The sequence below is a fragment of the Mucilaginibacter sp. GW821-FHT07G05 genome, assembly GCF_059418565.1.
On the sequence record NZ_JBWKQC010000003.1, the window covers coordinates 319,342 to 333,681 of the forward strand.

Genomic DNA, 14,340 nt, shown 5'->3' on the forward strand with positions numbered 1-14,340 from the left:
GCGCGATGTTAATACGCCGGGCAACCTTAAACGATCTACAACCCATCATGCAGCTGGTAGCCGAAGTTGTTCCGGCTATGCGGGCGGCAGGTAACCTGCAATGGGATAATACTTACCCTAATGCAGCAGTATTTGAAAACGATGTTGAGCTTGGGCAATTGTGGGTAGCCGATGTTGATGGGCAGATAGGCGGTGTAACCGCAATAACCAACAGCCCCGAACCTGATTATGCCGCTGCCGGTATTGATATTAATATCCCCGCGGTAACCACACACAGGCTTGCCGTAAGCACCCGCTTTCGCGGATTAGGCATTGCCGCGGCACTGTTGCACCAAGCTGAAATAGTAGCGGCAGACAAAGGCATTAAGCTGGCACTCGTTGATACCAATACCGAAAACGAGGCGACCAACAAGCTGTTTCCTAAATTGGGTTACACACTTGCCGGCAAAATCACCCTTCCGCATAAACCCGGACTGCTGTTTTATTGCTATCAAAAACAATTGTAATCCTCGCCGTAAATTGTAACAAATAGGAGAGTGGCGGCATCTTAATATAAAAATGAGCGCGTTACCGAGGCCTGTTGCTTTAAGTTTACTGCTTTATGCGGTGGGTATTCCATTGCTTCTTTTCACTACATTTTCGGGATACTTTAAAAGCGGCCCATGTACCCCAAACTTCGATCTATTGGGCATTTTGCTGGCCGTGGTAATATCTTTCCTGGCAATTATCATTTCGTTGGTGCGCTATCTTTTACGTTCGAATCCTTATTTCTCTACTGTGCTTATCCATATAGCCGGTTTCTGCGCTGTGTTGCTCATTTGCTATATAGCATCTTAATTCATCAGAAAAAAAGGTTTTTGTGTAGGTATCTTGTTGATATTCAGTTGTTAATTGCGTGTAGTTATTAACAATAGAGTGTATTTATCAACATGTGTGCACTATTTGAAACACTCCATAGCTAAATTCGTATATGTTATAAAATGTCAAAACTACATCCCAACAGTTTTGAATAAACCTAAATAACTAAAATAACCGGTATGGATACAGTATTTTTTGCTGTAGTTATTGCATTGGTGAGTGCAGTAATTGTGCTTGAAGTAAACAAGCGCCAGCAAGCAAAGCGCACCAGTTTTTTTAACAGCGATACGATACCCCTGCTTATTAATGCCGAATGCAAAATACACGCGTTAATAGTGGCAATAGAAAAATACAGTAAAAGCAAAAGTAGCAAAGATGAAAGTGAGGCCCGCTACATTCAACAACAGCTCAGGCTAATAACCCAGCGTTATGAGTCGGGCGAAATTTCATTAAATAGCTATAACGCGTTGCTTGATAAGCTGATAGGCACACAGCCCGATCAGGTGATGAATTATTGATAAAAGGTGATCAGTTAATTAGCAGCAATGTGCAGTGTGTGCATTGCTGCTTTTTTATGCTTTCAGAATTCCACGTAAGCAGGCAATTATTATTAAAAAGCTGAAACCTGCCGGTTAAAACTCTCGTACAACTATGTACAATTTGCTTTAACCTAAGTATCATTATTAATTATTGAGTAAAATTAGTAAGTTTATATATGGAGATTTGTCCGTATAGATTTAGTATACGCCATCACTCCCAAAAAGCTTACCTAATGGCCAAAGTAGCGGTAGGCCTATAAGTATAAAGCCACACAAAATGCGTGGCTATTGAAGATTTTTCTAATTAACTGACCATGCGCCTGCGGATCCGCCACCCGCGGGCTTTTTTATTCGCCTTATTTTGGTAAAATGTTTACTAATCCCAACTATTTATTATACTTGCACCCATGTCTGATGATGCAATTGTAAAAAGACTGAAAGTAATTGTAAAGGAAAATGGCGGGCAGGTTGGCCTTGCCGCTGCCATTGGCGTCGACCAGGGTTTCATCAGCAAAGTGATCAACCGCAAGCAGGAAATGAGCTATTACCTCATTCGTAAACTCTGCTTTCAGCTTAAATACTCTCCCGAGTGGCTGATACTGGGCACAGGCGAAAAAAATATCAACAAACCCGAAGGCGCCAAGCTCATCACCGAAATACAAATGCTGCGTACCGAGATCGATATTTTACACGCCCGCATGCGTGCCTACGAAATTGAGCTTGGCGAAATAAAGAATGGCAGGCTGGAAGAGCAAAAAGCAGGATAGTGTTTAATGGGCTTCTGTTTTTCCTGAAGTTTATAAAAAACGCGTCATTGCGAGGTACGAAGCAATCTCTACTTAGGCTGGGCTTGTACTGTAATTAACGTTAGTCTGCTCTTGGCCGCAGTGGCCCATTACTTTTGAGGGCAAAAGTAACATACTAAGCGAAGCGATCTCATGAGCACCTATAAAAAACAAACAAACAGCGAATAAACCTTTGTCCAGCAAAAGGCTTCTTTGCCTCACAAGGCCTCTGCGCTGCAAAACGTGCAGAACTTGGGGCTGGAACTTTTGCCCCATGCTTCGCCGCTCATTCCCATCCCACATGCAACAAGTTCGCTATGCCCGCCTTTACGCTCTTGGCCACCAAAGTTCTGCCCGTTTTCACCCGAAGCTTCTTTGCTGACGGAGGAGAAAGATTATTACTACAATCATCTTATTGCAAAGATCAATGCTGATAACGTGCTTAATACTATTACGGAAATGGTTTTTGTGTCGGAAAGGTAATTTGAAATTATGAGCAAAAGGCGGCCTGCCCCGGTCTTGTTGTATTGTTACCGCCCTCCCGATCAGGCATTTTGTACCTAATCAATATTTTTATTGTGTTTACTTAGGTTTCTTAGCAACAGCTTTTGCAGGTGATGTTGCATAGGTATAATATAAAGCTATATATACCACAGGTTATTATGCGGGATAAACTTTATCGGTTTATCCCGTTGTTAGTATCGTAATTGTTTTTACGGCTTACAAATCGAAAGCAGGGGTACCATCAGTATTGGTGGTAACACCGTGTTTGCGTTTGTGCAATTCCATGCCAACCGTTAAAACGCCAATGCAAATTAATAATGTAACAGCGATAGTGATGTGGCTTGGATGAATGCTCCCCGCTGGGGAACCGGTTAAAAACAAACCTAAATTTGGTATAAGCAGGCCTATTAAAGGGAAGCTCAAAAATATTCTGAATTTTGCTATATCTTCCATAAACAATAGTGTTTGTTATTACATTACAAATATATACAATAAATTGTTGAAATTAATACAATAAAATTTCACTTTGCTTAAAATGGGTGATTGTCCCCGCTTTGTACACCGTGTTTTCACGGTATATATTTATGGTATATGAAGTATAAGTTAATATAGCTACCGGTTGTAAGGATATTCGTTAACCCATTGGAAACCTCTTCTTAATAGTATGAAATTGTTTAGATCATATTTTCGGAGTTTTATCTGTAAAACACTGTTATTATGGTTTCCTTGTAATAACAGCAGATCGGGCTTCTTTTCGGTGTAGTTAAAATATGTAACATTTCCGTTACTGCCATATAATTCCAATATCAGGAGCTCACCAAGCCCTTACTTAGCTTCCTCGTAAGCGTATACAACCGTCTTTTTGCTATCGCCTACAACACTACGTGTTAATGGGTAATTAGCTTTGCTGTATTTATAGGTGTATTTGGTTACGTGCGTGCCCGAGGCATCAATGGTAGTTTCTTCAGTAATTTCGTTTTTATTATGGGCAGGCATTATGTTCATGCTTTCCAGTACGCCCCATTTAAAAGGCGAAGCAGAGAATGGTCCGTTTTTGGTCCCGAAGCCATATACTAAAGAGAGGTTAGCCGATTTATTTTGCCTTTTAACCAAATTGCCCGCACTGTAGGTGAAATTCAGTTTCTCCCCCTTATCATTAGTTACAGCAGTTACATTATTGCCGTCAACCTCATAACTGGTGGCGGGTTGCATTATGGCCTCATCATAAAAAGTTGATGAATTGGGTTTGCCGTTTTGGTAGGCTATCTCGTAAACTACGGTAGCTACATCATGGTCAAGCAGATCTATCCTTACCAGGTTGTCATCGGTATCGTAAATAAAAACGTGTATGGTAGTTAAATTATCCTTGGCGCTGTAGTGTACCTGCTTGGTGATATTCCTGTTGCGGTCGTACTGGTAATGGTATACCCAGGCGGTGTCATTGGGGCCGGTTTTAGCGACATCGTCAAAGGCTGCTATGGTAGTAACTAAAAACTTTGCACCTGTATTGGTATTATCGTCGGGTGGGGGCGGTTGTGTATCAACCGGTGGTTTTTGGCTCAAATCAACCAGTTCATCAGTTTTACAGGCTGTAAATGCAGTGGCAAAAACAATGAAAAGGATAAACTTGCGCATGTTGGTATTGTAATTATGATAAAGCGGTGCAAAGGTACAAAATACCGATTAAAAATTTTAACCCGGCGCAAACATTTTAGCTGTTGGCCATATTGTAATAGTTCACTCAACCTATTGATAAGTAACATGGTACCCATTTATTTCACCGTTGGCGGCTCATTGCCGGTTATGATAATTCCGGATACAGAGGCACACGTAGATGGGCACCCGGTTTTAACTTATACGTATAATATTTATATTGATGAAGGCCTCGAAGGCAACAATAACCAAACAGATAAAGAGAGCGAACTGCTGCTCGAAAAAAAGATTGACCCGAGTTACCTTGGTCATATTACTGTAGAAACGCCGGGGCGCGTATTTAGCTATGTAGCCGATGGCAGCCGCGAACTTGAATTGAAAGAGATCCGTGAGATTGTTGATCATATAAATCATTATCGCGAATCGCCGGGAATGTGGCAGTATTAATATATTTGTGTTAAACAAAAATCTATCGCTATTATGCCAACTTCATTTTTAGGCCTACGAACCACTATTTATAAAGTAACCGATGTTGATGCCGCCAAAAAGTGGTATGCAGATGCTTTTAATACCGAACCATATTTTGACGAGCCTTTTTATGTGGGCTTCAATATAGCAGGTTATGAGCTGGGCTTGCAGCCCGATGAACAACCGGCAGAAGATAAAGGCAATAATGTGGTAACCTATTGGGGAGTAACCGATATACAAAGCGAATACGACAGGTTGATCTCCCTTGGTGCCGAAGAAGTGGAAAGTCCGCAAAATGTAGGCGGCGAAATTGTAGTGGCCGAAGTAAAAGACCCCTGGGGAAACAGCATTGGGCTTATTTACAATCCGGAGTTTAAGCTGCCATAGTTAAAAATTACATGGTATGTATGCGCGTAATAATGATGATTGCGCTTTAAAAGGCTACTTTTGCAGCTTTTACACATTATGGCTACTTCATTAAAAAATAAGTTCGATAGTATAATTTTTGATCTTGATGGTACCCTTTGGGATAGCACCGCTACCGTTGCCGTAGCATGGCAAAATGCAAAGCAGCAGGTTGATTATATTAACGACGATATTACCCAGCAACACGTTCGCTCCATAACAGGGCTTACGTATACCAGCATATTTGAAAAACTGTTTCCGTACCTGAACGATGAACTTCGGGCCGATTTCAGGAGTAAATGCGCGGTATATGAAATTGATACGCTGAATAATTTAGGCGGCGATCTGTATCCGCACCTGGAAGAAGCGCTGAGCTACCTTGCAGGTAAATATCAGTTGTTTTTGGTAAGCAATTGTCAAAGCGGTTACTCCGAAGTGTTTTTTGAGCACAGTAAAATGCAAAAGTATTTTACGGGCTACCAATGCTTTGGCACAAAAGGGCAGCCCAAGCACGAAAATATTAAAGATGTTGTGGCCGATTTCAACCTGAAAGCCCCCGTATATATAGGCGATACCCAAGGCGATTACGAAGCTACTGTAAAAGCAGGCGTACCTTTCATTTTTGCCTCATACGGTTTTGGCAAGGTAGAAGAAGGACAAATTGCTACTATTGACGGACTGGACGAGTTGATAGAGATACTTTAAATTAGAAGCAAGAGTCAAGAATCAGGATGCAAGAGTTGAGAATCAAGAATTAAGATGTAAGAGCCAGGAGATAAGATAGAATTTGCGTCCTGACGCTTGCATCTTAACTCTTGCCTCTCTTTTTTACATAGTAAAAAAAACATGATGAAGATATCAAAATACCTGCATTCCTGCCTTGTGTTTGAGCAGGATGGCTATAAGCTGTTGTTTGATCCGGGTAAGTTTTCTTTTGCCGGTGGCGAGGTTACGGCCTCCATGTTTGCCGATGTGCAAAGCATCATCATTACCCATATCCACCCCGATCATTTCGACCTCGAAATACTCAAAAGTATTGTTGAGCTAAATAATGCGAAAGTATACACCAACGCGCAGGTAGGCGAACAGCTAACAAAGGCCGGTTTGCCGTTTGAGTTGATAAGGGAAGGCGATCTGAACATTGGTCCGTTTAAGTTGAAAGCATTTCCGGTAACGCACGAGCCATTGCTGGATAACCCGATCCCGCAGATGACCGGTTTCCTGATCAATGATAAGGTGCTGCACGGCGTTGATTCGCTGAATGATGAACTGATGCCTTATAAAGGTGTTGAACTGTTGTTATTGGTAACCATGGCTCCCTTCGCCAACGAATTGAAGATAGCCTCCTTTGCCGATAAAATTCAGCCCAAACAGATTCTCCCTGTACATGACGGCTACGCTAAAGAGTTTTTTGTTAAACAACGCTATCAAAATTATAAGAGGCACTTTGAGCAGCAGGGGATTCAGTTTCATGAAATATACAAGGTTGGTGATAGTGTAACTATCTGACAACTCCTTTTAGGAATATGCTGATTTTGTCGGCATAAATATCATTAATCGATAAAAAGTACCACAACGGCCCTGTTTACTACCATTGATAATGGTAAATACCATCTATTTTTGTAGTATGAAAAAGGGATTTCCGGTTTATGATATATGCACCCTGTCTGAACAGCAACAGCACGACCTTCAGATAGACCGTTTCGGGCATTATCTCGACGAGCATAAGAACCTGCACTTTCCGCATAAGCATAACTTTTATCACCTGGTACTTTTTACCGAAGGCAAGGGTAGCCACGCTATAGATTTTAAACGATTTGAGATTCAAACCGGGCAAATCTATTTTATGATTCCCGGTCAGGTACACAGCTGGGATTTTGAGGGGGCTATGGATGGTTATATCATCAACTTTTCGCCGGCCTTTTTTAACTCGTACCTGCTAAGAGCTGATTACCCTGAAACGTTGCCCTTTTTTAGCGGAAACATTGACGACGCGGTAATTAACTTAACCGAAGCAGAGCTGGCAGCTGTACGCGCCATTATGGAGGCTATTGTAAAAGAGAATGATAAGCCCGATAATCTGAGTTTGGATATGGTACGGGTGCTGATGGTTCAGCTATTTACACAACTCACACGCCTGCATACAGGTACCGCTAAAGCCACCGCGCCAAGTTATAATCAAACCCTACTGAAAAACTTTCAGCGACTAATTGAGCAGAATTTCAGCAAATTAAAACTGCCAAAAGATTATGCCGAATTATTGTATATCACTCCCAATCATTTAAATGCTTTATGTAATGATATTTTGGGGATGTCGGCAGGGGAGGTGATCCGCAACCGGGTGGTATTGGAGGCCAAGCGTTTGCTCATCAATCAAAACCTTACAATTGCTGATATAGCGGGGCAGCTCAACTTTACTGATAACTCCTATTTCACCCGCTTTTTCAGGAAGCAAGTAAGCTTAACACCTGACGAATTTAGAAAGAACAACTTAATTTATAAATAATGGAAACTCAAGCTCATCACCACAACGAAGATCGTGTACCGGTATTAAAAGCAGCAATACAGGCAAAATGCCCGCGTTGCCGCAAGGGCGATATGTTTGCAAACAGTACCTATAGCCTAAGCGGTCAGCAAATGCACAAAACCTGTCCGCATTGCGGCATGACCTACGAACGTGAGCCGGGATATTTTTATGTAGCCATGTTTGTAAGCTACGCGATGAACGTTGCGCAAATGGTTACACTGGCTGTGGGCACCTATATACTTACCGGTTCTAATTCTCCGTGGTTGTATGTAGCTATTCTATTAGGATCGATATTGGTGTTATCACCATTTAATTACAGGTATTCGCGCGTGGTGCTGTTGTACTGGTTAACCCCCGGTTTGCATTACAGGCCTGAGTTATCTCACGATCATACCCCTGATAATACTGCCAATAGTAAATTGGCACAGGCCTAATAAGCAGTTATAGAACAAGAAACTAAAGGCGTTTTGCGGATGAGCAAAATCATCCTCAAGCGCCTTTGTTGTAAAAAATAATTAATGTTGTTTGCAACCAATGAGCGTTGGCTATCGTCTACCCAATGTACAAACCCTTTAATTATTACCCATGAATACACTATTATCTTTCAAAACCAATACAAAGCTTTTGCTGGTCGCCGCAATGTTGTTTTTAGCATTTGGCGCGCAGGCACAATATAAAACCAAACGTATTGGCAATAAGCCACGCAACGGATCGAGCAATAGCACCTTTGCTGTTAAAAAAGGCGATCAGGTGGCCATTAAGATGGATGCAGGCAAAAAGCCTGTTCAGTTGCTGAAGCTTGATTTCGGCGCTAACAATACCCGTAGCGATACCGTAAAGTTTAAAGTGAACGTGTACCCGTTTAAAGATGTAACACCCGGCAAAAACCTGGTAACGCAAGAAATTATAGGCCAAATAATCCCCGGCAAACAAAGGGTTGAGGTTAACCTTGAACCATACAACATTACCGCCAGCGGCGATATACTGGTAGCCATAGAGTGGTTAAACAACCGTGGCGGTGCCGAAATGAGTTTCTCCATCGGGCTTTTCAACGGCGGTACCTATCATTACGAAATAGACACCTGGAAAAAGATGCCCGTAGCCGGTGTTGATTTTAATGTGTTGGTGAAAAAGTAATAGTCGGGTTATTTGTCTGAACCTGGATTGTCTGAACTTGAATTTATAGAATTTAAGAATTAACAGAATTTTGCTCCTCTTTGCATGATAAAGACTTACGAAGTTTTTAAAACTTCGTAAGTCTAAATTGGTCATCGATAAGTGTTTTATTTCCTACAACACACAACCTTCAACTCAAATTACTCCTCCACCGGCGCGTCACCGTCATCTTCATTAATGTTACTTATAACACCGGCAAATTTGGTATGGTAATCTTTGCTTTGCTTATCCAGTTTATCGGCTAAGGCGAGTTGGTTACCGGCGCGGGCAAGCTCGGCCATTTTGTCGATGATGTGCACACCGAAGCGTACCGTACGTAAATCAAATGTCGAACTGTTGTTTTGCAGCAGGTAGTGGTTATAGTCTATCTGGTCGGTAAGGTAATCATCAATGGTGTTGATCATTTTATTACCCAGTTTAAAATCTTTAGCGCGGTAAGCAATTTCGGCCATGTACGATTTATTGGCTGCTATATCCACGTACGGAAACTGTGCTTCAGGCATTTCATCATCATATTTGTGCAGCAGCTTAACCACCATATCGTTACGTCCTTCGGCTTGCAGGTTCGTGGCCAGGTCGAAAAATGTAACCGTCATGGCCGAGTAAAACTGCGTGATTGACTGCTGATCCAGGTATTTCGCGTGTTTAAAATTACCGAACTTAAACTTGTTCATGATGGTATTATACATCACCAGGCTATTGGTTTTGGTAGATTGATGCTTAACCGAAGTATCAGGCTTTAAAGGCAGTAAACGATACACAAAACCTTCTTTATACATGTATTGATCCAACCCGATAATGTTTGATAAACCCGAAGTAACGGCCAGGCAGAAAGGTCTTTTCCAGTTGTTGTGGGCCAAAATATCTATCATCGCCAAATTGTTCTTCAGCATAATGTTAGAGTTGTAGGTCCACTTAATGGTATCGGTGATCATGCTTTGCTGCTCGGGCGATACCACACCGTTTTTAATCACATCATCTTTATTAACGGTAAGCTTAAAATGCTTGGTAGGCAAGTAGTTTGATGAAGCGCCGCTTTGGTATTCCACATGCGTACGCGGATCGTCCGACGTTACAAAGTCAAACACATCCTTCACCTCTACCGAGCCTGGTATGCCTGCATCGCTGAAAGCCAAAATATCGCGGGTGCCATCTTTGTATTTGCTGTAAGGCATGGTAATAGGCAATGGCTCAGATTTATTGAGCTTGCGCTGCATTTGCCTTACGCTCCAGTCGGCGGTAAAGAGGCTCAGGTTCACCAGGCGTACATCAAGCCTAACACCCTCTACCTCTTGCAGGTACCAAAGCGAGTAGGTGTCGTTATCACCATAAGTAAATAAAATAGCATTCGGCGGGCACGATATAAGGTAGTTATAAGCCATATCGTGCGCGGTAAGTTTGGTTGAACGGTCGTGACCGCCCCATTCCTGCTTAGCCATTAGCGCAGGCGCCGCCAGCAAACTGATCGACGTAGCCACAATAGCCGCGTTTTTGGCATTAAGCCATTTTTTAATGGCATCAGCAATGGCTACCACACCCAAGCCAACCCATATCGCGAAAGCATAAAAAGAACCTACGTACGAGTAATCACGTTCGCGCGGCTGTATGGAGGGCTGGTTTACATATAGTACAATAGCAATCCCCAAAAAGAACCATAGCAGGGTTACTACCAGTGCATCGCGCTTTCTGCGTTTATAATGATACACCATGCCTATTAAACCGATAATAAGCGGCAGGGCATAAAGCGGCATGTAGTTTACATTATGGGTAACGGTTTTAGGCAGATGCTTGCCGCTGTCAAATATTCCCGATGTCCAGTTGCCGTCGATTCCGGCCATGCTGGTTTGGCCATCCATTTCATTGTAGCGACCGACAAAGTTCCATAAAAAGTACCTGAAATACATCTGGTATATTTGCCAGCTGAACATAAAGCCCATGTTATCAACAAAGTTTGGCGTATGGCCCTCGGGCATCTGCATCCATTGCTGATAAAACAGCGGATCCTGCCCGTCGTTACTGAACATACGCGGGAATATGGTATTATGATCATAAACCAGTATCTGCTTTTTACCTGTTTCCTCGTATTTCTTATCGCCTTTACGGTACAGGGTTTCGCCCTCCTTTTGATCTATGGCTTTACCATCGTAATACGGGCCGTACAATAACGGACTTGGCACATACTGTATACGGTTAAGATACCCGGCCAAAGTAAAGGCATTGTCGGGGTGGCTGTTGTTAAGCGTAGTGTTTGCCGTAGCCCTGATGGGTACGTACGAAAAGCAGCTGTAACCTACATATAGAAAGGTAAGGCACAAAAAGGCCAGGTTCATAAAGTATTTGCGTTTGCGAATGCTATACAGAATGCCCCAAACCACAAAACCGATCAGCAGGGCGAAAAACACGATGGCCCCGGTGCCGAAGCCCATGCCCAGTGTGTTCACAAAAAAGAAATCGAACCAGCCACTAAATTTTACTGTATATTGTATAATACCATACTGCACAAATACCAGCAGAATTACACCTGTAAGGAATGCCAGTAAACCACTTTTTACGCTGATGCTTTTCGATTTACGGAAGAAGTAAACCATAGTTAAGGCCGGTATGGTAAGCAAGTTTAGCAGGTGGATACCTATAGATAACCCCATTACATAAGCGATGAATACCAGCCATTTATCCGAGCCAGCTTCATCGGCGTGGGCATCCCATTTTAAAATGGCCCAAAACACCAGCGAGATACATAAGGCCGATAAGGCGAAAACGATGGTTTCAACCGCCGAGAACCAAAACGTGTCGGAAAAAGCGAAGGCAAGCGCGCCAACCAAACCGGCACCCATAATGCTGATCAGTTTGGAACTTTCAACAGCTTCGCCGCGATTGGTGGTGAGTTTTTTGGCCAGCGCAGTGATGGTCCAAAAGAGGAACATCACCGTCGCACCGCTGGCAATTGCCGAACACAGATTTGTGAAATATGCTACTTTAGTTACATCGCCGAATGACAATAAAGAAAAAACCTTGCCTATCATAGCGAACAGCGGGTAACCGGGTTGGTGCGATACTTCCAGCTTATAAGCGCAGGAGATAAACTCGCCGCAATCCCAAAAGCTAACCGATTGTTCTAATGTTAACGTATACGTTAGCGTTGCTATTACGAAGCATAACCAACCCAAAAGGTTGTTAATTTTATTGTAAGGCATTGTAATAAGAGTAAAAGTTTTTCCAATGCCGTAAATATCATCTTTTTTAACTTAAAAGGATTTTTGTTAACAAATTTTAACAGAATGAGGAGGGAGGAAGTTGTGAGTTGTGGGTTGTATGTTGTGAGTGAGTGAGTGAGTGAGTGAGTGAGTGAGTGAGTGAGTGAGTGAGTGAGTGAGTGAGTGAGTGAGTGAGTGAGTGGCGCTTTACCTTTCAGCTTTCGCCTTTCTGCTTTTACCTTCCTCACCTACAACTTACAACCCACAACTCACAACAAAAAAAATAGCAATTAAACCCTGGCGTGTTTTTATAGTTTAATAATAAAGCAGCTACCGGTAGGGTTTGAGAGTTTAAGAGGCCCGGTTGATTGATGTGAGGTGTGCCGGTAGTTGCTTTTTTTATTAAACTGATAACACTATGAAAACTTTAAAAGTATTAACAATTGCAACAGTGGTTTTAGCCTTGGGTGCCATACAACAAGCCAGCGCCCAAATAAGAATCAGCGCTACCATAGGTACCCCGGTACGTTATTATGAACCTGCGCCGGTTTATTACGAAGAGCCCGCACCGGTAGTAGTGGTTAACCGCCCTATAGTATATCACCGCCCGGTTTACGAGCGTAGGGTAGTAGTGGTAAATCGTCCGGTGTATTACGGTCGCCCTAATTATTACCGTCCAAGAACGGTAGTGGTTAACCGTCCGGCTTATTACAGGGGTAACTATCACCAGGTAAAATATCATGGCCACGGCCACAACAATCACGGCCGTTACCGTGACTAAACAAGTAACAGATCGATAATTTTTCAATAATTCGTAATGCCCCGGCACGTTAAGTGATCGGGGCATTATTTTTATGGGATGTAACAGCGGGCAATTTTTACGCTCTAATTATTTTTTGTTAATTAAATTGCAACATTAACCCTACTATATGCGCAGAGGCGGTTTCTTTAAAATGTTCTTAATACTGGCAGCCATCAGCTTAGTGCTTGATTGGTATATATATAATGGCCTTAAAACTATAACTACAGGCTGGAAAGCCGGTTGGGCACGCAAATTAGTGCTATGGGGCTATCTCATTGTATCTATATCGGTTACGCTGGTGTTCATCGGTGGCTTTAGCTTTACCGATCTTAACCACGGCCTTAATCATTTTCACGAGTGGTCGTTAAGTATTTTCCTTACCTTTTTTGTAACTAAACTGGTATTTATCATAGTGCTTTCACTGGGCGATCTGGGGCGCTTTGTAACAGGTGTAGCCCGCAATGCCGGTCAGCCGGAAGGGCAGCAAACGCGGCCTTATTTCCCGGCCAGGCGTAAATTTATCAGCGAGTTGGCGGTGTTTTTAGCCGCAATACCTTTCAGCGGTTTCTTTTACGCTATGTTCAGGGGGAAGTATGATTATAAACTGCACAGGCATACCGTCTATTTTAAAGATTTGCCCGAAGCTTTTGATGGTTTTACCATTACGCAATTATCTGATATCCATTCGGGGAGTTTTGATAATACCAAAGCCATGCAAAAGGGGATAGATATGGCCATAGCGCAAAAAAGCGACCTGTTTGTTTTCACCGGCGATATTGTAAACAACATTGCCGACGAAATTGAACCCTACATTGACCACTTTAAGCAGATCAAAGCGCCTTACGGGCAATTCTCCATATTAGGGAACCACGACTATGCCACCTATATTGAGTGGGAAAGCGAAGCGGCAAAAAACGCCAACCTGGATAAGTTAAAGCAACACCATAAGGCAATGGACTATCGCCTGTTGCTTAACGAACATATAGAACTGGAAAAAGGCGGACAAAAAATTGTATTGGCCGGGGTAGAAAACTGGGGGCGTGGTTTTATACAGGTAGGCGACCTGGATAAGGCGCTGCATGGCGTGGATGAGGATGCCTTTACGATACTGCTCTCGCACGATCCTACACATTGGGAAGAGAAAGTACGTTATCACAAAAAGAAGGTACAGCTTACCCTATCGGGCCATACGCATGGCGCGCAGTTCGGGGTGGAAACAGCAGGTTTCCGCTGGAGCCCGGTGCAAAACCGCTACCTCGATTGGGCAGGCCTCATGACCATTAACGACCGTAACTTATATGTTAACCGTGGTTTCGGCTTCCTGGCCTTTTCGGGCAGGTTGGGGATATGGCCCGAGATCACCGTTATTGAACTTCGCCGGCAGGCATAATTGGCTCCGTTAAAACAATAGTATGCTTTGATGCTTATT

The 14,340-nt window shown here is 42.8% G+C and carries 16 protein-coding genes; 13 read left to right on the forward strand and 3 right to left on the reverse strand.

The window, feature by feature from the left end; genetic code table 11:
- The first annotated feature begins 5 nt into the window (after positions 1 to 5).
- The 4 genes from AC07NA_RS09570 to AC07NA_RS09585 all read left to right on the forward strand — a co-directional run bounded on the left by AC07NA_RS09570 (position 6) and on the right by AC07NA_RS09585 (position 2,164).
- Positions 6 to 506: a GNAT family N-acetyltransferase gene (locus AC07NA_RS09570; RefSeq protein WP_494897371.1), complete on the forward strand. Its 501-nt coding sequence runs from the start codon at positions 6 to 8 to the stop codon at positions 504 to 506.
- A gap of 52 nt (positions 507 to 558) precedes the next feature.
- The gene (locus AC07NA_RS09575) at positions 559 to 837 is read left to right on the forward strand and encodes a hypothetical protein (protein ID WP_494897372.1); all 279 of its coding nucleotides are present in this window, start codon (positions 559 to 561) and stop codon (positions 835 to 837) included.
- Positions 838 to 1,037: 200 nt separating this feature from the next.
- Positions 1,038 to 1,376: a hypothetical protein gene (locus AC07NA_RS09580; RefSeq protein WP_345213863.1), complete on the forward strand. Its 339-nt coding sequence runs from the start codon at positions 1,038 to 1,040 to the stop codon at positions 1,374 to 1,376.
- A 428-nt stretch (positions 1,377 to 1,804) separates the two neighbouring features.
- Entirely contained in the window at positions 1,805 to 2,164 is a 360-nt protein-coding gene (locus AC07NA_RS09585; protein ID WP_345213864.1) for a helix-turn-helix transcriptional regulator, read from the forward strand.
- A 738-nt stretch (positions 2,165 to 2,902) separates the two neighbouring features.
- Here the strand turns inward: AC07NA_RS09585 and AC07NA_RS09590 are convergent.
- A complete protein-coding gene (locus tag AC07NA_RS09590; RefSeq protein ID WP_345213865.1) occupies positions 2,903 to 3,139 on the reverse strand; it encodes a hypothetical protein in 237 nt (78 codons plus the stop codon).
- Between the two features lie 372 nt (positions 3,140 to 3,511).
- On the reverse strand, positions 3,512 to 4,321 hold the full coding sequence (locus tag AC07NA_RS09595; protein ID WP_494897373.1) for a hypothetical protein: 810 nt from the start codon (positions 4,319 to 4,321) through the stop codon (positions 3,512 to 3,514).
- A gap of 126 nt (positions 4,322 to 4,447) precedes the next feature.
- Here AC07NA_RS09595 and AC07NA_RS09600 point away from each other — a divergent pair, with 126 nt between their 5' ends.
- The 7 genes from AC07NA_RS09600 (at position 4,448) to AC07NA_RS09630 (ending at position 8,876) form a co-directional block, all read left to right on the forward strand.
- On the forward strand, positions 4,448 to 4,786 hold the full coding sequence (locus AC07NA_RS09600) for a hypothetical protein (protein ID WP_494897374.1): 339 nt from the start codon (positions 4,448 to 4,450) through the stop codon (positions 4,784 to 4,786).
- A 33-nt stretch (positions 4,787 to 4,819) separates the two neighbouring features.
- Complete coding sequence (locus AC07NA_RS09605; RefSeq protein ID WP_494897375.1) at positions 4,820 to 5,194, forward strand: VOC family protein; 375 nt, start codon at positions 4,820 to 4,822, stop codon at positions 5,192 to 5,194.
- A gap of 78 nt (positions 5,195 to 5,272) precedes the next feature.
- Complete coding sequence (locus tag AC07NA_RS09610) at positions 5,273 to 5,917, forward strand: HAD family hydrolase (protein WP_494897376.1); 645 nt, start codon at positions 5,273 to 5,275, stop codon at positions 5,915 to 5,917.
- Between the two features lie 141 nt (positions 5,918 to 6,058).
- On the forward strand, positions 6,059 to 6,721 hold the full coding sequence (locus tag AC07NA_RS09615; protein WP_494897377.1) for an MBL fold metallo-hydrolase: 663 nt from the start codon (positions 6,059 to 6,061) through the stop codon (positions 6,719 to 6,721).
- Positions 6,722 to 6,839: 118 nt separating this feature from the next.
- On the forward strand, positions 6,840 to 7,718 hold the full coding sequence (locus tag AC07NA_RS09620) for a helix-turn-helix domain-containing protein (protein WP_494897378.1): 879 nt from the start codon (positions 6,840 to 6,842) through the stop codon (positions 7,716 to 7,718).
- The gene (locus AC07NA_RS09625; RefSeq protein ID WP_494897379.1) at positions 7,718 to 8,173 is read left to right on the forward strand and encodes a DUF983 domain-containing protein; all 456 of its coding nucleotides are present in this window, start codon (positions 7,718 to 7,720) and stop codon (positions 8,171 to 8,173) included. Before AC07NA_RS09620 ends, AC07NA_RS09625 begins: the two co-directional genes overlap by 1 nt.
- 151 nt (positions 8,174 to 8,324) lie before the next feature.
- Positions 8,325 to 8,876: a hypothetical protein gene (locus AC07NA_RS09630; protein ID WP_494897380.1), complete on the forward strand. Its 552-nt coding sequence runs from the start codon at positions 8,325 to 8,327 to the stop codon at positions 8,874 to 8,876.
- Positions 8,877 to 9,055: 179 nt separating this feature from the next.
- Here the strand turns inward: AC07NA_RS09630 and AC07NA_RS09635 are convergent, their stop codons facing one another.
- Entirely contained in the window at positions 9,056 to 12,109 is a 3,054-nt protein-coding gene (locus AC07NA_RS09635; protein WP_494897381.1) for a glycosyltransferase family 117 protein, read from the reverse strand.
- Between the two features lie 418 nt (positions 12,110 to 12,527).
- Between AC07NA_RS09635 and AC07NA_RS09640 the strand changes: the two genes are divergently transcribed.
- Positions 12,528 to 12,890 (forward strand): hypothetical protein, encoded by a 363-nt coding sequence (locus tag AC07NA_RS09640; protein WP_345213878.1) that lies wholly within the window; start codon positions 12,528 to 12,530, stop codon positions 12,888 to 12,890.
- A gap of 148 nt (positions 12,891 to 13,038) precedes the next feature.
- A complete protein-coding gene (locus AC07NA_RS09645; protein ID WP_494897382.1) occupies positions 13,039 to 14,301 on the forward strand; it encodes a metallophosphoesterase in 1,263 nt (420 codons plus the stop codon).
- Positions 14,302 to 14,340 lie beyond the last annotated feature (39 nt).